We start from the raw sequence: 17257 nt of genomic DNA, 5'->3' as shown, positions 1-17257 counted from the left end.
CCCGTGCAATCGTGCAGGTCAGCGCCGGTGGTGGGAAGTGGAGGAACCTGTGGTCACCGAACCGCGCGTTGCTTCACCGAACGCGGGGGGTGTGTTCCTAATAGGCTCTGGTCATGGCGCAGCAGCAGCACACCGTCGACCTGACCGAGACGGGGCGGTCGATCGACGCGCTGCAGGGCAGCCTCCGATCCGTGGTCCATGGCCGGGACGAGGCCGTCTCGACGGCGATCGCCGTCTTCCTGGCGCAGGGCCACCTCCTGCTCGAGGATGTCCCCGGCGTCGGCAAGACGACGCTCGCCAAGGCGCTGGCTGCCTCCGTCGAGGGCACGGTGGGCCGGATCCAGTTCACACCCGACCTGCTCCCGAGCGACCTGACCGGGGTCACGATCTACCGGCAGGAGTCCGCGGAGTTCGAGTTCCACCCCGGCCCCCTGTTTGCGACCGTGGTGATCGGTGACGAGATCAACCGGGCCTCGCCGAAGACCCAGTCGGCGCTGCTGGAGTCGATGCAGGAGCGGCAGGTCACCGTGGACGGGCAGTCGCACCCGTTGCCGAACCCGTTCATGGTGATCGCCACCCAGAACCCCGTGGAGATGGAGGGCACCTACCCGCTGCCCGAGGCGCAGCGGGACCGGTTCATGGCCCAGGTCTCGATCGGATACCCACCCGTTCAGGACGAGCTCGAGCTGCTCGGCTCCGGCGGCTTCCGTGATCCGCTCGAGTCGGTCACCCCGGTGCTGACCCAGAACGAGACGCTGCGGATCATCGCCGAGGTGAGGAGCATCTTCGTCTCGGACGCCGTGCTGCGCTACGTGCTGAGCCTGGTCCGGGCCACCAGGGAACACGCCCACGTGGAGCTCGGGGCCTCGCCCCGCGCAGGACTGCAGCTGGTGGCTCTGTCCAAGGCCCGGGCGGCGATGGCCGGGCGTGACTTCGTACTGCCCGACGACGTGCAGCAGAACACCCAGCCCGTCCTGGCCCACCGGCTGGCCCTGACCCGGTCGGCGCGCCGGGGGCGGGCGGAGGCCCCGGAGATCCTCGACGAGGTCCTGCGCTCCGTGCCCGTTCCCGCGTGAGGGCCGCGACATGCGACTGAGCGCCCGCGCGATCGGTCTGCTGGTCAGCGGGGCGGTGCTGACGGTGCTCTCGGCGTCGATGCACTCGCTCACGCTGGCCCGGATCGCGGGACTCGTGATCGCCGTGCCGCTGGTGAGCCTGCTCTGGGCGGTACTCGCCCGGGCTGCGGCCAAACCGGCCGCCGTGGTCCGCACGATCATCCCGCAGCGCCCCACGGCCGGCGTGAGTGCGACGGTCCGGCTGCACACCACCGACGTGCGACTCGGGCCGTGGACGACCCTGCGCGAGCGGGTGCCGAGCGCACTGCACCGGAGCGGGACCAGCGGAGGCGGCTACACGATCACCCCGCCGAGCCGCGGCGTGTACTCCCTCGGCCCCGCGACCGTCCACCGTTCCGACCCACTCAACCTGGTCCGGTGGCGGGCCACCAGCGGCCCGACGGACGAGGTCATCGTCTGGCCCCGCTACCCCGACCTCACCCAAGAGGTCCGGGCGGTGACGCTCGACGCCGCCGTTTCCAGGCCCCAGGGCAGCCCGCAGCGCAACCTCGAGGACCTGTCGCTTCGCGAGTACCAGCGTGGCGATGACCTGCATCGCGTGCACTGGCGCAGCTCAGCGCGTCAGGGCGCCCTCATGGTCCGTCAGGACGAGCCGTCGACGACACACGGCGTGGACGTGGTCCTCGACCTCGGCGCCGCCGAGGACGACTCCCCCGAGAACGGCACCGAGTGGGCGGTGAGCGCCACCGCGGCCATGACCGTCTCGCTGATCCGGCACCGGTACCGGGTCCGGATCGCCACGCACCACTCGACCCGCGGCGGGGAGAGCGACGAGCCACTGGTCGGACCGTCCCAGACGGAGGCTCTCGACCTGCTCGCCCGGGCCGGGGCTATCCCCACCGACATCCGTGACGACGTCCACGCCGAACTCATGCGGCGGGCCCGCGACCAGGGTGCACCCATCCTCATGGTGGTGCTCCGTGAGCCCGAGGAGGCCTTGATCGACCGGATCGCGCCGCTGGCCGGACGGCGCCGCTGCTTCGCGTTGGTGGTGTCCACGGTCGCCGGCACCGACCTCGGCCCGCTCGAGTCGGAGGGCTGGAGCGTGCACCAGGTGGGTCCCGACGCCTCGATCGTCGACGCCTGGTCCGACGTGCTCACGGTGGGGGCGCACTGATGACGCGCCGGCTCCAGGCCACGATCGCCGTCCTCGTCGCCACGGTGTCCTCCACGTTCGCGCTGGTGCGGCTCGTCGATCCCGACGCGTGGTTGCGGCAGGGCGTCCTCGCCATCCTCATCGTGGCCGCCGCGGTGTTGTGCGCACGCCGGTTCCTGCGCTCGGACGTCGTACCCACGCTGATCGGACTGGTGGTGGGGGCGTTCGCCCTCGCGGCGATGTTCGCGCCGCGCGCGGCCCTGCTCGGGATCCTGCCCACGAGGGCCTCCATCGACGAGCTGCGAGGGCTCGTCGAGTCGGGCCTGGTCGCCTCCCGGGAGTCCACCCCGCCGATCACCGGCGACCCGGGGGTGGCGCTGCTGGTGGTGACCGGAATGCTGGTCGTCTACCTGTTCGCTGAGCTCCTGGGGGTGGGCGCCGGCGCGCCCGCGTGGGCGGCCCTGCCCCTCCTGGGTCTGTGGACCGTCCCGGTGATCATCGGCGCGCGGGTCCACACCTGGGTGTTCGTCGTGGCCGGCCTCAGCTTCCTGATGCTGCTCGCCATCCAGGCCCGGGCCCATGAGTCGGCACCCCGTGCGCGGCGTCACGAAACCGAGTCGGTACGCCGCCGGGCGCTGGTGGCCGGTGCCACGGTGGTGACGGCGAGCCTTCTGGTGGCACTCGCCGCCGCGCCCGGGCTGCTCCGGGTGCCCAGCCCGGTCCGCCTGCACACCCTCTACGACCTGAGTTCGTCCAACTCCACCCGCCTCGACCTCGGGCTGGACCTGCGGGCGAACCTGGAACGTGACGAGGACGTGCTCCTGGTCACCTACGAGGGCGTCACACCGGCCCAGCTCGGCCCCCTGCAGGCCTACACGCTGACCACCTTCAACGGCAGCACCTGGGAGCGTGAGGCTCCGGGTGAGACGGTGCCCGTGCAGGGGCAGACGCTGTGGCCGCAGGACCAGCCCGTCGGCGGGGCCGATCAGAGCGTGACGATCTCCATCCACGACCTCGGCCAGGACCGGTTGCTCGTGCCGGGTGAGCCGCGCACGGTTTCCGTCGAGGGGACCTGGGCCTACGACCCGGTGGCCGACGAGGTGATCGCGCAGGGTTCACCGCCGTCACCGTTCACCTACGACGTGGAGTTCACGCCGCGCGATCTCAGCGCGGCCGTGCTCGATCCCCTCGATCCGCGCACGCTCGACGTCGACCCGGACCTGCTGGCCGTCCCCGACACCGGGTACGGCCAGGAGATCGCCGACGTGGCCCGGGACGTCGTCGACGAGGCCGGCGCCACAACACCCTACGAACAGGCGCTCGCGATCCAGAACTTCCTGCGCGATGACTCCCTGTTCACGTACACGCAGACCATCGAAGGGGCCAGCACCACGGACGCGGTCTGGGACTTCCTCAACGACCGGCACGGGTACTGCGTGCAGTTCGCGACGGCGATGGCCATCATGCTGCGCACGCTCGACATCCCCACCCGGGTCGCGATCGGCTTCCTGCCGGGCGAGCCGCTCGAGTCGGGCGCCAACGGAATCAGCGCGCACCGCGCCCACGCCTGGCCCCAGGTCCTGTTCCCGGAGGTGGGCTGGGTCCGGTTCGAGCCGACACCGAGCCTGCAGTCCGGCGACGCCCCGGCCTGGGCGCCGACGCCCGTCACCGGCGACACACCGAGCCAGGAGCCGACCGCGAGCCAGGCACCGACCACGGCAGCACCGTCGCAGGCCCCGACCTCCGACCAGGCCACCACCACCCCGACAGGTACCCCGCCGGACTCCTCGAGCGCGCAACGCTCGAACGTCGCCGTGGTCCTCGCCGCGTTCGCCGGGCTGGTGGTCCTGGCCGCGGCGGTCGGTGCCTGGCGCCGCCGACGGTCCTCGGGCGGGACCGTGGAGCATCACTGGGAGCGTGCGCTCCGGGCCCTCGACCGGGCCGGCTTCGACACCTCGCCCACACTGACCCCGCGCGTGCTCGCGCATGCGGCCGCGGACCGCCTGGGTCCGGAAGCGGCGGACGCGCTCGCTCGGTTGGCGGAGGCCGTCGCGCTCGAACGGTACGGGCGCTCCGATGCCCCGGCGGCGGACCCGGTCAGCATCGACCTCTGGGCGGAGCAGGTGGTGGCGGGCGCGAAGTCGGCCGGCCCTGCCGGAGCGGTCCCCGAGGAGCGCACGGTCGGCACGCCCCACTGAGCACGGCCGAGGCTCACCACCGAGCACGGCCCCCAGTGCGCACAGCCGACACTCATCACCGAGCACGCCCCAGCGAGCAACGGTCCACCGGTGAGCACGCGAGCGAGATGCGGCGCGCGACGTGCAGGATGCTCGCCAGTCGGGGTCGCGACGGCGCGACCCCACCCGTGTGGGCAGACCACCTCTGAGTTCGAGCCGGGTCGTACCGTTACTGACCCTCGCCGCGGCGCCGGTCCCAGCGTTCCTCGAGCCGGGTCATGAACGAGGACTTCCGCGGCTTCATCCGGCGCACGTTCGAGGCCTTGCCGGGATCACCTGCTTTCGACGGACTCCCTGCGCGCGGACGAGAGATCGCCCACATGACGCCACCGAACATGGCGAGGAATCCGACGATGCCGAGCGGTATGAACTGGCTGGCCACTCCGCCAACGAGCATGCCCAGCCCGGCCAGCGCCACGAGCGTGCCGAGCACCACGTGCAAGGGCCGGCGCGTCGGGGTGCCGGAGATGGCGTCCGCGAGTTTGGGGTCGTCGGAGCGCAACTGCTGCTCCATCTGCTCCAGCACGCGTTGCTCGTACTCAGAGAGAGGCATGTCACCTCCCAAAAGGGTTCCGGACCGCCCCGGTGCCGGGGCTGTTGAAACTTAGTTTAAGTCCCCTGAGCGGTTCGCGGTAGCCGGAACGGACAGCAGTGACCCCGCTGTGAGGGCATTCACTCCATATCGGGCTCGAACCGCGTCCATCGCACGCTCCGCTTCTCGCCGTTCCTCCCCCGGATCGTCGAGGCGTGCCTGCACCACCGTGGTCGCAGAATCGCTGAGAGCGTCGCATCGAACACCGAGCAGCCGCACTCCCCCGGGCGGAATGTCAACGCCGGCGAGCAGCGATCGCGCGGCCTGATAGAGCTCGTGTGCCACGTCGGTGGGCGCCTCGAGGCCGCGCGAGCGGGTGAGCGTGGTGAAGTCCGCGAACCGGACCTTGATCGAGACCCCCGCGGTGACGAGGTCGCCGGCACGCAACCGGGCGGCGCACCGGTGCGCCTGGTCGAGCAGCACGGCGGCCATCTCCGCCCGCCCGCTGAGGTTGGTCGCGAACGTCTGCTCGTGACCGATCGACTTCTCCTGGCGGACCGGCTGCACCGGCCGCGGGTCGCGCCCCCAGGCCAGGTCGTACAGCCGCTGACCGGCGGAGTTGCCGAGCAGCCGGTTCAACGTGGCCGGCGGGGTGTGGGCGAGGTCGGCGACCGTATGGATGGCGAGCCGGGCGAGATTCGCCTGGGTCCGCTCGCCGACACCCCAGAGCGCGCCGACCGGGAGCGAGTGCAGGAACGACACGCTCGCCTCGTGCGGGATCAGCAACAGGCCGTCCGGCTTCGCGTGGCTGGAGGCCAGCTTCGCGACGAACTTCGTGGAGGCGATCCCCACCGAGGCGACCACCTCCAACTCGGACCGGATCCGCTCGCGGATCTGCTCGGCGATCAGTCGTGGCGGCCCGATCCGCCGCCTGGCTCCGGACACGTCGAGGAACGCCTCGTCGATGCTCAGCGGCTCGATCACCGGGGTGACCTCGCCGAGGATCCGCATCACCGCCTGGGACACCTCCCGATAGCGTCCGTGCTCGGGCGCGATCACGACCGCCTGTGGACACAACGCCCGCGCCTGCGCCATCGGCATCGCCGAGTGCACCCCGCTGGCCCGGGCCTCGTAGGTCGCCGACAGCACCACGCCACGGTGCTGACCGCCGACGATCACCGGGCGACCACGCAGCTCCGGGCGGTCGATCAGTTCGACCGCGGCGAAGAAGGCGTCCATGTCCACATGCAGGATCGGGGCGCTCGAGTCGTCGCCGCCCCAGTCCCGGTTGGCCGCGGCGTCGCGCGGACCGCGGCTCATCGGCTACTCATGACGCCAGCGCGGCCACGCGCAGGTCCCCGGGCGTGGCCCGGCGTACGTGCTCGGCGGCCAGCCCGAGGAACTCGGTGGCCGCCTCGAACGCCTCCTGGGCCCGCTCCACCGACAGCGAGACGTCCCGGTCGGAGTCGATGGCCGCCCGGATCGGCGCGCCGCCCGCGAAGTACACGGCCCAAGGCTGCCACTGCTCGCCCGCCTCGGCGAGTTGCTCCCAGACACTGCGCACCGCGTGCCGCCGCCGCGCGGGCAGGCCCGCGCCACCGCTCCCGACCGCTACCACCGCGGCGGCCGCCCGAAGCCCGGCCATGTGGGCATGCAGGAAGGTGAACCGGGCACCGGTGCCGGCGCCGACCTCGTCGAGCTCCGCCTGCGCGCGGCGCAGGAGTTGCTCCGGACTCGTGTATGTCGCCATCCGCCTGCCTCCGTCCCGTTCCCCATCCGATCAACCCGACCTGTGCACCGCCCGGATCGTTCGATGTTCCATCCAGTATCGAACGGTTGTTCGAAGCTGTCAAGAGATGCGGCGCGGTCACGGGGTACGGTCTGTCCATGGCCCGCCGCCGTTCACCGCGCCCCCGCGCCGCTGCCCCACCATCGCTGCGGTCACGGTGGCCGAACGGCCCGGTTCCCACCTCGCTCTCGACTGTAGAACTGACCACCGACAACGCCGATCCGGACGGGGTGCTCGTCCTGCTCGACGGCGTGGAGAGCTCGCACCTCGATCTCGCCGACCCGCGCCGGCTGATGTTCGAGTACATGCAACAGATGCTCGCCACCCTCGAAGAATCACTCCCCGGTGGGAACGGAGCCTCCGGGATCCGGGCCCTGCATCTCGGTGCGGCCGGGTGCGCGCTGGCCCGCGCCGTGGAGGCGACCTGGCCGGAGTCCCGGCAGCTCGCCGTCGAGGTGGACGCGCTCCTGGCCCAGTACGTCCGGGACTGGTTCGACCTGCCCCGGTCCCCCCGACTGCGGATCCGGATCGCCGACGCCCGGCACGTCACCGAGGCGGCCCGGGCGGACAGTTACGACACGGTCATCCGGGACGCGTTCGCGAGCCGTGCGGTCCCGGAGCACCTGCGCACCGTGGAGTTCACCCGGGAGGTGGCGCGGGCCCTCACGCCCGCCGGGATCTACCTGGCCAACACCGCGGACCACCCGCCCCTGCCCCTGGCCCGCCGGGAGGCGGCGACCGTGGCGCGGGTGTTCGCCCATACCGCCGTGATCGCGGAGCCGGGAGTGCTGAAGGGCCGCCGGTACGGCAACGTGGTGCTGGTCGGGTCCCAGGAGCCGTTGCCCCTGGCGCACCTGGACCGGCGGGTGCGCACCCTGCCGGCACCCGCCAGCCTGGTCCACGGGGCCGTGCTGGAGTCGTTCATCGGGACGTCGCGCCCATTCGTCGACCCGGCGGCGGAGGAGGAAGGCGGCACGACCGTTGTGCCCGGAGCGACCACGGCAACCACGGCCGAAGGCGACCCGGCCAGCGTGGTCGGCCCCGCCGTCGACCGCTCGTCCTGAACGACCGTCCGCTCGTCCTGAACGGCGGTCCGCCCCGGACATGCGAGAGGGCCCGCACCCGAATGGATGCGGACCCTCCCACCGAGCGAGATCAGACGGCGCGAACGCTCTCCGCCTGCGGGCCCTTCGGGCCCTGGGTGATCTCGAACTCGACGCGCTGGGCCTCTTCGAGGCTGCGGTAGCCGTCGGACTGAATGGCCGAGTAGTGGACGAAGACGTCGTCGCCGCCGCCGTCCTGGGCGATGAAGCCGTAGCCCTTCTCAGCGTTGAACCACTTGACGGTTCCCTGTGCCATGTTGTGCGTGTCCTTCCGGGGACATTGATGGGGTGGACCCTGTGCCCACCCCGGTGATGCCGCAATGCTTCGCCCCACGCCGGTGTGGACGATTCGTGGCACCTCAACGGCCCCACTCCTGCGTCCGTGAGACCTGCACCGGTTGTGCTTGCCCCGGGTCGTACGTAAGTGAAACGCCTGCAACAGCGTCAAGTCTGGCATGGCTCCGGTCAAGAATTCCACTGATTCGCAGGAATCGGTGGACGGAGCGGCCTCGTCAGTCGCCCTCGCCGTCCTTGCCGGCGAGGTAGGCCTCGAATTGGGCGCCGAGCTCGTCGGCGCTCGGCAGCTCCTCCGCCGGCGCGGACAGGGACCCGCGACCGGGGTCACCGTTGGCGCTGAGGAAGGAGTCGAACTGGCTCTCGAGCGCGTGGACGACCGCGCCGACCTCCTCGGACGCGGACACCTGGCGATCGATCTCCGCGGTGACCTTCGCGCCGGCCGCCTCGAGGTCCCCCACGGGCAGGCTCAGGCCGGTGCTGCGGGAGACCTGCCGGACCAGCTCGGCCGCGGCCTGCGGGTATTCCATCTGGGCCAGGTAGTGCGGAACGTTGACAGCGAATCCGAGCGCGTCACGACCCTCCTGGCCGAGCCGGAACTCGAGCAGGGCGGAGACACTGCCGGGCACCTGCACGCTGGAGAAGTAGTTCGGGTGGCCCTCGATCAGGTCCGTCCGGGTCGCGTGCGCGGTCACCGTCATCGGCCGGGTGTGCGGCACCCCCATGGGCACGCCGTGCACACCGATCGTGGTGGTCACACCGAAGTCGTCGATGATGGTGCGCACGGCCGCGACGAAACGCTCCCACTGCAGGTCGGGCTCCAGCCCGTGCAGGAGCAGCACCGGCGCGCCCTCGTCGTCGCGGATCAGGTCGACCACGAGCGTGGGGTCCTCGTACGACGTCCAGGCACCCTCGTCGAAGACCATCGAGGGCCGGCGCGAGCGGTAGTCCAGCAACGTGTCGACGTCGAAGTCGATGACTCGCTCGCTCGGCAGCTTACGGGTCAGGTGCCGAGCCATCAGGCGGCCCGCATGGCCGGCGTCCATCGCGCCCTGCAGGGCGTGCACGAGCACCGGCACCTCGCCGTCGCGCAGGTCCACCGGCCCGTCGCTGCGGCTGTACAACTCTCGTGGGTCCTTGCTCATCTCACTTGCCATGTCACTCACCTCTCCACCCATCCAACACGACACCCACCGGTCGCATTCCCCATCGTCGCAGCCGACCGGACCGTGGACGTCCCGGCACGGAACACGCCCGAAGGGGGGATAATGGACGGCCCTCGAACACGCGGGAACCGACTGCCGCCGAGCACTGCAGGGAGATCCGATCACACCGTGACCGCGACCGAACCCACCAAGAACACCGTGCCGTTCGCCGAGCAGACCTACCTGGACGACGTCTACGCCCGACTCGACGAACTGCGCGAGCAGACCACCCGCCGGCTGGCGCAGGTGCGCCGGGAGGGACCCTCCGGGTCGCCGCAGAACCGCTCCGAACGCGACGCGTTCGCCACCCTGTACGAGGACCGTCTGGCCCAGCTCGACGCCGTCGAGGACCGGCTCGTGTTCGGGCGGATGGACCTGCGCGACGGCGGTCGCCGGTACGTGGGCCGGATCGGCCTCTCGGACGACGAGCACGCCCCGATGCTCACGGACTGGCGGGCGCCGGCGGCCCGGTCCTTCTATCAGGCGACCGCAGCCGCCCCGGGCGACCTCGTCCTGCGTCGGCACCTTCAGACCCGGGCCCGCACGGTGATCGGGGTCGAGGACGACGTCCTCGACCTGGACGCGCTCACCGGCGAGAACGAGGTGAACCTGTCCGGCGAGGGCGCCCTCCTGGCCGCCCTGAATGCGCAGCGCACCGGCCGGATGGGCGACATCGTGGCCACCATCCAGGCCGAGCAGGACGCGGTGATCCGTTCCGACCTCGACGGCGTGCTCGTGGTCCAGGGCGGGCCCGGCACCGGCAAGACGGCCGTGGCCCTGCACCGCGCCGCCTACCTGCTCTACGCCCACCGCGAGCGCCTCGAGCGGTCCGGCGTCCTCATGATCGGCCCGAGCCGCGTGTTCCTGCGCTACATCGAGCAGGTGCTGCCCTCGCTCGGCGAGACCGGCGTGGTCGCCTCGACGATGGCGGACCTCGTCCCCGGGATCAGCGCCCGCGGCACCGAACCGGACCGGGTCGCCGAGATCAAGGGCCGCGGGGTCTGGCAGCGGATCATCGCCTCCGCCGTGCGGTCCCGGCAGCGGGTGCTGCCCGAGCAGGACCTGAAGGTGGGGTCGGTGCGGCTGACCCTGCGCCCGGCCGAGGTCCGCGAGGCTCAGGCCAGGGCGCGGCGCGGACGCCAGCCGCACAACCTCGCCCGGGTCACGTTCGTGCGCCAGATGCTGACCGCCCTGTCGCGCCAGTACGCCGAGAAGGTGCCGGGGCTCGGTGAGGACGACCACGCGGACGTGCTCGAGGAGATCCGGTCCGCCCGGGACGTCCGGGTCGCGCTGAACCTGTCCTGGATGCCCCTGTCCGCGACCGGCCTGCTCGCCGACCTCTACGCGAAGCCGCACCGGCTCGCGGAGGTGGCCCCGATGCTGACCGCGGCCGAGCGGGAACTGCTCGAGCGGACCGGGGAGGACTGGACACCGGCGGACGTCCCGCTGATCGACGAGGCCGCCGAGCTCATCGGCGCCGACCAGGAGGCCGACCGGGCCCGCGCCCGCGAGGCCGAGGCCCGCCGGGCCCAGGAGGTCGAGTACGCCCGGGAGGTCCTCGAGGCCAGCGGCGCCGGCGGCGGCATGGTCTCCGCGGAGGTCCTCGCGGAACGGTTCGCCGCGACCGGGCCCCGGCAGACCACGGCCGAGCGGGCCTACGCGGACCGCAGCTGGACGTACGGCCACGTGGTCGTCGACGAGGCGCAGGAACTGTCCGCGATGGCCTGGCGGGCGTTGCTGCGCCGCAACCCGACCCGGTCGATGACCATCGTCGGAGACGTCTCGCAGACGTCGACCCGGGCCGGCACCTCGGACTGGGGCGCCACCCTGGACGGCCCGTTGCGGAGCAGGTGGCGGTTGGCGACGCTGACCGTGAACTACCGGACGCCGTCGGCCATCATGGACGCCGCCCGCCGGGTCGCGATCGCCGCCGACCCCGAGCACCCACCCACGCCGGTGACCTCCGCTCGGGATCTGCCGGACGCGCTCGCGATCACCCGGGTCGAGGATCTGACGAAGGGCATCCGCGTGGCCGTGGAGGCCGAGCGGGAGATGCTCGACGGCGGCCGTCTCGCCGTGGTCGCGGCCCGGCACCGTCATGCGGGGCTGCTCGAGGAGCTCGGGGTGCCGGCCGCGGTCGATCTCACCGAGGAGGTGGTGCTGCTCGATCCCGCCGGCAGCAAGGGCCTCGAGTTCGACGTGGTGGTGCTCGCCGAGCCGTCCGAGCTGATGCCCGAGTCGGACCGGGCCGGAGACCTGTACGTGGCGATGACCAGGCCGACCCGGCGCCTGCACGTGGTGCACCACGCCGCGCTGCCGGAGGGCCTCACCGACGTCCACTGACTGGGCGCGTTTTTGTTCCCGGGCCGCGCAGGTGGACGATAGGGGCGTGGTCAAGGCACTCCTCCTGGAAAACATCCATCCGCTCGGCAGGGAACTGCTCGAGCACGCCGGCGTCGAGGTGGTCACCGCGAACGGTGCACTCGACGAGGACGAGCTGATCGAGGCCCTGCGTGGCGTCGACGTCCTCGGCATCCGGTCGAAGACGAACCTCACGGCCCGGGTGCTCCAGAACGCACCCGACCTGCTCGCCGTCGGGGCATTCTGCATCGGGACGAACCAGATCGACCTGCGGTCCGCCGCCGCCCGGGGCGTGGCGGCGTTCAACGCGCCCTTCTCGAACACCCGCTCCGTCGTGGAGCTGGCCCTGGCCGAGATCATCGCGCTGACCCGGCGGCTCACCGAGAAGGACAAGGCGCTGCACGCCGGGACCTGGGACAAGTCGGCCACCGGCGCGCACGAGGTACGCGGACGGACGCTCGGCATCGTCGGGTACGGGAACATCGGCACCCAGCTCTCGGTGCTCGCGGAGGCCCTCGGGATGCGGGTGGTGTTCTACGACACCGCGGAGAAGCTGGCGCTCGGCAACGCGCAGCGGATGCGCAGCCTCGACGAACTGCTGGACGTGGCCGACGTGGTCACCCTGCACGTCGACGGGCGGCCCGGGAACGCGGGGATGTTCGGTCCGGCGCAGTTCGCCCGGATGAAGGAGGGGTCGATCTTCCTCAACCTCTCCCGCGGGTTCCTCGTGGACTACGCCCACCTGCGCGACCAGATCGTCTCCGGACGCATCGTCGGAGCCGCCGTGGACGTGTTCGCCGAGGAGCCCAAGGCCCAGGGCGACGCGTTCGAATCCGAGCTGCGCGACCTGCCGAACGTGATCCTCACCCCGCACGTGGGCGGCTCCACCGAGGAGGCGCAGCAGGACATCGGCATGTTCGTGGCCGGGAAGCTGCGTGACTACCTCGAGACCGGCGCCACCGCGCTGAGCGTGAACGTGCCCGCCCTGATCCTGGACCGCCCGCGGGACGGTGCGCACCGGATCGCCCACCTGCACCGCAACGAGCCCGGTGTCCTCGCCGCGGTCAACCGGACCCTGGCCGCGGGCGGCGCGAACATCGAGAGCCAGGTGCTCAGCACGTCCGGCGACGTCGGCTACGTGGTGACCGACCTGTCCACCGACCTGCCCGCCTCGGAGTTCGCCGAACTGCTGGAGATGGAGCCGACGATCCGGGTACGCGCGCTGCACCCCGACGCCGAGGACTGAGGCCCGGCGCAGGCACGACGACGGCGGGCCGGGCGCCGGGGACATCCCCATCGCCCGGCCCGCCGTCTCAGTTCGTTCAGCCGGACTTGCGCCGGAACACGCGCTTGCCCTCGGCGCCGGTCACCTCGGAGCCGTGCACGCTCCCGGTGTTGCGGCGCCCCTCGGCGGTCATGTGCTCCTTGTCGCGCTTGCGCTCGAGGGCCTCACGCATCTTCGCCTTCGAGTCGGCGATGGCCGCCTCGTCGGGGCCGGCATCAGTGGGATCGGGCATCGTCACACCTCTTCGTTCGTTCGTGCGCCGGGTTCTCCGGCGTCCCCCTACCCTGCCGTGGCGGGCGGGCCGGCGCCACCCTTATTCGATTGCCTCGGCCCGATGGGGTCGCCAGGCTGGGGACATGCCACCGAAGATCCGCGACTACGGACCGGACGATGCCGCGAGCTGGCTGCGCTGCCGCTTGCTGAGCTTCTTCACGACCGAGTACTACGACGACGTGTACACCCGGCGTCCGACGTACGACCTGCCGTCGGTCCAGCTGGTGGCGGACGACGGCGGAACGGTCGTCGGCCTTCTCGACGTCGCCATCGACGGGGTCTCCTCGACGATCGAGTCGGTCGCGGTGCACCCCGATCACGCCCGTTCCGGTATCGCGAGCAGGCTTCTGGCCGCGGCGCTGCCGCGGCTGACCGGGGCGCGCACGCTGGATGCCTGGACCCGCGGGGACGAGGCCGCAAATGCCTGGTACCTGGCTCGGGGGTTCCGGGAGAACCACCGGTATCTGCACGTGTACGCCGATGACCGGGAGGACGACGGCGAACTGGCGGGTTTCGCGGCGCCGGAACCGCTGAGCACGCCGCTGTTCGCGTTCACGCACGCCAGGATCGAGCACGAGGAGGCGATGCGTCGGCAGTACCGGCGGATCCACGTGTGCCGGCAGTACCTGATGGACCTCCCGACGAGCTGAGGCCGCATGTCGGCGGGGGCGCGGTCAGGCCCGGGACGCACCCGGGCCGGCCGGGTCGGCCGGGCTGGCCGGGTCGGCCGGGTTGGCCGGGTTGGCCGGGTCAGGCGCCGGCCGGCCGAGGTGGGCGAGCACGGCGGGCATCGGGTCCGCCGGGTCCGCGGTGTCCACCCGCAGATGCGGTCCCGTCCATGGCGGGACCGCGGCGGCCCCCGACACGACTCCCCAGGTGGGCTCACGGAACCCGGCCAGGTTGCGCCGTCGTCCCTCGAGCCGGGACCGGTGCAGGACCGGATCCGAGCAGACCACCTCGACCACGCGCATCTCGACGCCGGCGCGGCGCGCGAGCGCCCGCCACTGCTCCCGGGCGGGTTCCACGGCGTTGACGGCGTCGACAAGAACGCTCTGACCGAGGCTCAGGATCTCCTCGGCGAGCGCCTCCACCACCACATAGGCCGCCAGGCCTGTGGGCGTCGGCTCGTCGGGACCGCCGACCCCGGCGCGCCACATGGCCGCCTCGACCGGGTCGACGGACAGCACGGGAACGGTGAGGGCGCGCGCGATCCGGCCGGCCAGGTGGGACTTGCCGGATCCCGGGGGTCCGGACATCACGATCAGCATGGGCTCACGGTACGGCTCCGCCTCGGCGGGCCCACTACTCTCGGTGGTCATGACCGCCGCTCCACCCTTCCCGGCGCAGGATCGCTACGACCGGATGCCGATGCGTCGGTGCGGCCGCTCCGGTCTGGACCTGCCGACGATCTCGCTCGGGCTGTGGCAGAACTTCGGCCTCGGCACCCCGCTCGAGCGGCAGCGCGAGATCGTCCACCACGCCTTCGACCGCGGCATCACCCACCTCGACCTGGCGAACAACTACGGGCCGCCGGTGGGCGCGGCCGAAGAGAACCTCGGCACCATGCTGCGCGCCGACCTCGCCGCCCTTCGCGACGAGCTCGTGATCACCACGAAGGCCGGCTACCGGGCCGGGCCCGGCCCGTACGGTGAGGGCGGGTCCCGCAAGTACCTGCTGTCCTCGCTGGACGCGTCGCTTCGGCGACTCGACCTGGACCACGTCGACATCTTCTACAGCCACCGGTTCGACCCGAGCACCCCCTGACGGAGACGCTCGGTGCACTCAAGACGGCGCTCGACTCGGGCCGGGCCCGGTACGTCGGCATCTCCTCCTACTCGGCCGTGCGAACCCGGGAAGCGCTGGCCGTGGCCGACCGGATCGGGCTGCGACTGACAGTCCACCAGCCCTCGTACTCGATGATCAACCGTTGGGTCGAACAGCCGGGTCCCGGGGGCGAGTCGCTCCTGGACGTCGCCGGGGCAGCCGGGCTGGGTCTGGTGGTCTTCTCACCCCTCGCGCAGGGCATGCTCACCGACCGCTATCTCGACGGCGTCCCCGCGGACTCGCGGGGCGCGCGTGGCGGCTCACTGAAGGCGGAGTACCTCAATGCCGAGAACCTCGGGAGGATCCGGGCGTTGAACTCGATCGCCCGGCGGCGCGGGCAGTCGCTGGCTCAGCTCGCGATCGCCTGGGTGCTGCGCGACCCACGGGTCACCACCGCGCTCGTGGGTGCCTCGAGCGTGGCCCAGCTGGACGACACGCTCGCCGCCCTCGAGGCGCCGGCGCTCAGCGACGCCGAACTCGCCGAGATCGAGCAGTTAGCCCACGACGGCGGCGTCAACCTGTGGGGAGCCCGCTCGAGCGACCTGTGACCGGCCGCTGGTCGCCGCCGGTGGTGCTGGCTTCCCCTCCAGCGCCACCGGCGGCCGTCTACGGGAGCGAGTCCTCGCTCTGCTCGGGGCGGTCCACGCGCAGCGCCGCGATCGCGGACTCGAAGTCCTCCAGTGAGGAGAAGGCCTGGTAGACGCTCGCGAACCGGAGGTAGGCGACCTCGTCGAGCGCCCGCAGCGGGCCGAGGATCGTCAGGCCCACCTCGTGGGCGTCGATCTCGGCCACGCCGTTGCTGCGGATGGTCTCCTCGACCTGCTGCGCCAGCAGCGCCAGATCGTCGTCGGAGACCGGTCGTCCCTGGCACGCCTTGCGGACACCGGAGATGATCTTGTCGCGACTGAACGGCTCGACGGCGCCCGACCGCTTCATCACGTTCAGGCTCGTGGTCTCCACCGTCGTGAACCGTCGGCCGCAGTTCGGGCACTGGCGACGGCGCCGGATCGCGGACCCGTCCTCCGCCGTCCGGGAGTCCACGACGCGGGAATCAGCATGCCGACAGAACGGGCAGTGCACCGACGGGTCCTCCCGACATCGTGTTCGCCGCTCCCGCGCACTACATGTACGCGGATCACAACGGTGTAACTACTAGATGTAGGGAAACGTTAGGCGCTGGCAGCGTCAGATGCAAGCGACTTCCACGACTCCGGCAGATCACTGTCACCGGCGTGGCGGACCGGTCGTACGCCGGTGCCACGCTGCGGGAATGCGGCGTCAGCCCACCGGGATGTCGAGCCGCTGGCCGGCCACGACCGTGGAGCTCTCCAGCGAGTTCAGCTCGACGATCTGGTCGATCAGTGTGCGCACGTCCGCACCAGGCTCCGCGTGCTCGGCGGCGATCGCCCACAGGCTCTCCCCCGGCGCGACGACGACCGAGGCGACCTCCTCCGGAGCGGCCGGCGCAGACGGGAACGCCAGGCCGAGCAGCGATCCCAGGACGGCGGCGACCACCAGGCCGAGCGCCACGAGCACGCGTCGGCCGCGCACCGTCAGCCGCATCGGCGTTCCGACCGCGGCCGGTCCGACGACGGCCGCCTCTGCGGTTTCCCGCAGTGCGCCGTCCGACCGACGCACCGGCCGACGGACCGAACGCGACGGGACGTCCTCCCGCCCCGGCGAGCGGGGCGGGACCGGCGCCAGGGCCGGTGCGAGCGTGACCCCTGGAGCGACCGGCTCGAGTCGGCGGCCCGGCGCCGGAACGAACGAGCCCGGCGTCGGCACCGGCGAGGCCACCAGGGCGACGGCCGACGATCCGTCGGTTGCGTGAGAACCGACGACCCTGACCGTGCCGGAGCCGTGACCACGGCCCGGAACCGCCGAGAGGTGGCGGCGGCGAGCGCCGCGAGCGCGCCGCGTCCCCGCGTGGACGCTCGTGTGCGGCTCGGCGTGGGGGAAGGCCAGTGCACTCATCGGGAGGCTCCTCGGTCGGTCCGGATAGAACTACTGTTCGTCGAACGGCTGTACTGAAGGTAGCACGCGGGGGTCCGGGTGTCGACACGCCAGTCGAACACATGTTTTGCAGATCCGCCGATCGCGCCTACTGTTGTCCTGAACACGC

16 protein-coding genes and 1 pseudogene are annotated in these 17257 nt (G+C 71.8%); 8 read left to right on the top strand and 9 right to left on the bottom strand.

What is annotated here, in order from left to right; genetic code table 11:
• Positions 1–113: 113 nt before the first annotated feature.
• The 3 genes from EXU48_RS17025 to EXU48_RS17015 are packed head-to-tail and all read left to right on the top strand — an operon-like array spanning position 114 to position 4430.
• The gene (locus EXU48_RS17025) at positions 114–1076 is read left to right on the top strand and encodes an AAA family ATPase (protein WP_133108877.1); all 963 of its coding nucleotides are present in this window, start codon (positions 114–116) and stop codon (positions 1074–1076) included.
• A gap of 10 nt (positions 1077–1086) precedes the next feature.
• Positions 1087–2253 (top strand): DUF58 domain-containing protein, encoded by a 1167-nt coding sequence (locus EXU48_RS17020; RefSeq protein ID WP_133108876.1) that lies wholly within the window; start codon positions 1087–1089, stop codon positions 2251–2253.
• Positions 2253–4430: a transglutaminase TgpA family protein gene (locus tag EXU48_RS17015; RefSeq protein ID WP_133108875.1), complete on the top strand. Its 2178-nt coding sequence runs from the start codon at positions 2253–2255 to the stop codon at positions 4428–4430. Before EXU48_RS17020 ends, EXU48_RS17015 begins: the two co-directional genes overlap by 1 nt.
• A 208-nt stretch (positions 4431–4638) precedes the next feature.
• Here EXU48_RS17015 and EXU48_RS17010 read toward each other — a convergent pair whose 3' ends face one another.
• The 3 genes from EXU48_RS17010 to EXU48_RS17000 are packed head-to-tail and all read right to left on the bottom strand — an operon-like array spanning position 4639 to position 6751.
• On the bottom strand, positions 4639–5022 hold the full coding sequence (locus EXU48_RS17010; RefSeq protein ID WP_133108874.1) for a DUF3040 domain-containing protein: 384 nt from the start codon (positions 5020–5022) through the stop codon (positions 4639–4641).
• 51 nt (positions 5023–5073) lie between these two features.
• Positions 5074–6321 (bottom strand): DNA polymerase IV, encoded by a 1248-nt coding sequence (gene dinB, locus EXU48_RS17005; RefSeq protein ID WP_133108873.1) that lies wholly within the window; start codon positions 6319–6321, stop codon positions 5074–5076.
• 7 nt (positions 6322–6328) lie between these two features.
• Positions 6329–6751, bottom strand: a complete 423-nt coding sequence (locus EXU48_RS17000; RefSeq protein WP_133108872.1) for an SAV_6107 family HEPN domain-containing protein — start codon at positions 6749–6751, stop codon at positions 6329–6331.
• A gap of 137 nt (positions 6752–6888) precedes the next feature.
• On the opposite strand from EXU48_RS17000, the gene EXU48_RS16995 reads away from it, so the two are divergent.
• Positions 6889–7854, top strand: a complete 966-nt coding sequence (locus EXU48_RS16995; protein WP_165962868.1) for a spermidine synthase — start codon at positions 6889–6891, stop codon at positions 7852–7854.
• Positions 7855–7945: 91 nt separating this feature from the next.
• Here the strand turns inward: EXU48_RS16995 and EXU48_RS16990 are convergent, their stop codons facing one another.
• Together EXU48_RS16990 and EXU48_RS16985 are read right to left on the bottom strand one after the other, a co-directional pair.
• Positions 7946–8149, bottom strand: coding sequence for a cold-shock protein (locus EXU48_RS16990; protein WP_133108871.1), 204 nt, complete (start codon positions 8147–8149; stop codon positions 7946–7948).
• A gap of 256 nt (positions 8150–8405) precedes the next feature.
• Entirely contained in the window at positions 8406–9344 is a 939-nt protein-coding gene (locus tag EXU48_RS16985; RefSeq protein WP_235857093.1) for a PAC2 family protein, read from the bottom strand.
• 111 nt (positions 9345–9455) lie between these two features.
• Between EXU48_RS16985 and EXU48_RS16980 the strand changes: the two genes are divergently transcribed.
• Together EXU48_RS16980 and serA are read left to right on the top strand one after the other, a co-directional pair.
• On the top strand, positions 9456–11735 hold the full coding sequence (locus EXU48_RS16980; RefSeq protein ID WP_133108870.1) for a HelD family protein: 2280 nt from the start codon (positions 9456–9458) through the stop codon (positions 11733–11735).
• Between the two features lie 46 nt (positions 11736–11781).
• On the top strand, positions 11782–12999 hold the full coding sequence (gene serA, locus EXU48_RS16975; protein WP_133108869.1) for a phosphoglycerate dehydrogenase: 1218 nt from the start codon (positions 11782–11784) through the stop codon (positions 12997–12999).
• Between the two features lie 76 nt (positions 13000–13075).
• On the opposite strand, the gene EXU48_RS16970 is transcribed toward serA, so the two are convergent.
• Positions 13076–13270 (bottom strand): DUF5302 domain-containing protein, encoded by a 195-nt coding sequence (locus EXU48_RS16970; protein ID WP_133108868.1) that lies wholly within the window; start codon positions 13268–13270, stop codon positions 13076–13078.
• 124 nt (positions 13271–13394) lie between these two features.
• Here EXU48_RS16970 and EXU48_RS16965 point away from each other — a divergent pair, with 124 nt between their 5' ends.
• Positions 13395–13961, top strand: coding sequence for a GNAT family N-acetyltransferase (locus tag EXU48_RS16965; protein ID WP_133108867.1), 567 nt, complete (start codon positions 13395–13397; stop codon positions 13959–13961).
• Between the two features lie 24 nt (positions 13962–13985).
• On the opposite strand, the gene EXU48_RS16960 is transcribed toward EXU48_RS16965, so the two are convergent.
• On the bottom strand, positions 13986–14630 hold the full coding sequence (locus EXU48_RS16960) for an AAA family ATPase (RefSeq protein ID WP_235857091.1): 645 nt from the start codon (positions 14628–14630) through the stop codon (positions 13986–13988).
• Here EXU48_RS16960 and EXU48_RS16955 point away from each other — a divergent pair.
• Positions 14629–15683: pseudogene (locus EXU48_RS16955) on the top strand (aldo/keto reductase). The gene EXU48_RS16960 and the pseudogene EXU48_RS16955 overlap by 2 nt on opposite strands.
• Positions 15684–15741: 58 nt before the next feature.
• Here EXU48_RS16955 and nrdR read toward each other — a convergent pair.
• Positions 15742–16215 (bottom strand): transcriptional regulator NrdR, encoded by a 474-nt coding sequence (nrdR, locus tag EXU48_RS16950; protein WP_133108866.1) that lies wholly within the window; start codon positions 16213–16215, stop codon positions 15742–15744.
• Between the two features lie 198 nt (positions 16216–16413).
• The gene (locus EXU48_RS25150; protein WP_235857090.1) at positions 16414–17109 is read right to left on the bottom strand and encodes a LysM peptidoglycan-binding domain-containing protein; all 696 of its coding nucleotides are present in this window, start codon (positions 17107–17109) and stop codon (positions 16414–16416) included.
• Positions 17110–17257: the final 148 nt, after the last annotated feature.

Source organism: Occultella glacieicola (assembly GCF_004353825.1).
GTDB classification, from domain to species: domain Bacteria; phylum Actinomycetota; class Actinomycetes; order Actinomycetales; family Beutenbergiaceae; genus Occultella; species Occultella glacieicola.
The sequence above is the reverse complement of the archived record's forward strand: the minus strand, read 5'-3'. Positions and strand labels throughout refer to the sequence as shown.

Bases quoted from the DNA above. Each gene is read 5' to 3' on its own strand.
- EXU48_RS17025 (WP_133108877.1), top strand. From the start codon at position 114: ATGGCGCAGCAGCAGCACACCGTCGACCTGACCGAGACGGGGCGGTCG.
- EXU48_RS17020 (WP_133108876.1), top strand. From the start codon at position 1,087: ATGCGACTGAGCGCCCGCGCGATCGGTCTGCTGGTCAGCGGGGCGGTG.
- EXU48_RS17015 (WP_133108875.1), top strand. From the start codon at position 2,253: ATGACGCGCCGGCTCCAGGCCACGATCGCCGTCCTCGTCGCCACGGTG.
- EXU48_RS17010 (WP_133108874.1), bottom strand. From the start codon at position 5,022: ATGCCTCTCTCTGAGTACGAGCAACGCGTGCTGGAGCAGATGGAGCAG.
- dinB (WP_133108873.1), bottom strand. From the start codon at position 6,321: ATGAGCCGCGGTCCGCGCGACGCCGCGGCCAACCGGGACTGGGGCGGC.
- EXU48_RS17000 (WP_133108872.1), bottom strand. From the start codon at position 6,751: ATGGCGACATACACGAGTCCGGAGCAACTCCTGCGCCGCGCGCAGGCG.
- EXU48_RS16995 (WP_165962868.1), top strand. From the start codon at position 6,889: ATGGCCCGCCGCCGTTCACCGCGCCCCCGCGCCGCTGCCCCACCATCG.
- EXU48_RS16990 (WP_133108871.1), bottom strand. From the start codon at position 8,149: ATGGCACAGGGAACCGTCAAGTGGTTCAACGCTGAGAAGGGCTACGGC.
- EXU48_RS16985 (WP_235857093.1), bottom strand. From the start codon at position 9,344: ATGGCAAGTGAGATGAGCAAGGACCCACGAGAGTTGTACAGCCGCAGC.
- EXU48_RS16980 (WP_133108870.1), top strand. From the start codon at position 9,456: ATGGACGGCCCTCGAACACGCGGGAACCGACTGCCGCCGAGCACTGCA.
- EXU48_RS16970 (WP_133108868.1), bottom strand. From the start codon at position 13,270: ATGCCCGATCCCACTGATGCCGGCCCCGACGAGGCGGCCATCGCCGAC.
- EXU48_RS16965 (WP_133108867.1), top strand. From the start codon at position 13,395: ATGCCACCGAAGATCCGCGACTACGGACCGGACGATGCCGCGAGCTGG.
- EXU48_RS16960 (WP_235857091.1), bottom strand. From the start codon at position 14,630: ATGACCACCGAGAGTAGTGGGCCCGCCGAGGCGGAGCCGTACCGTGAG.
- EXU48_RS25150 (WP_235857090.1), bottom strand. From the start codon at position 17,109: ATGAGTGCACTGGCCTTCCCCCACGCCGAGCCGCACACGAGCGTCCAC.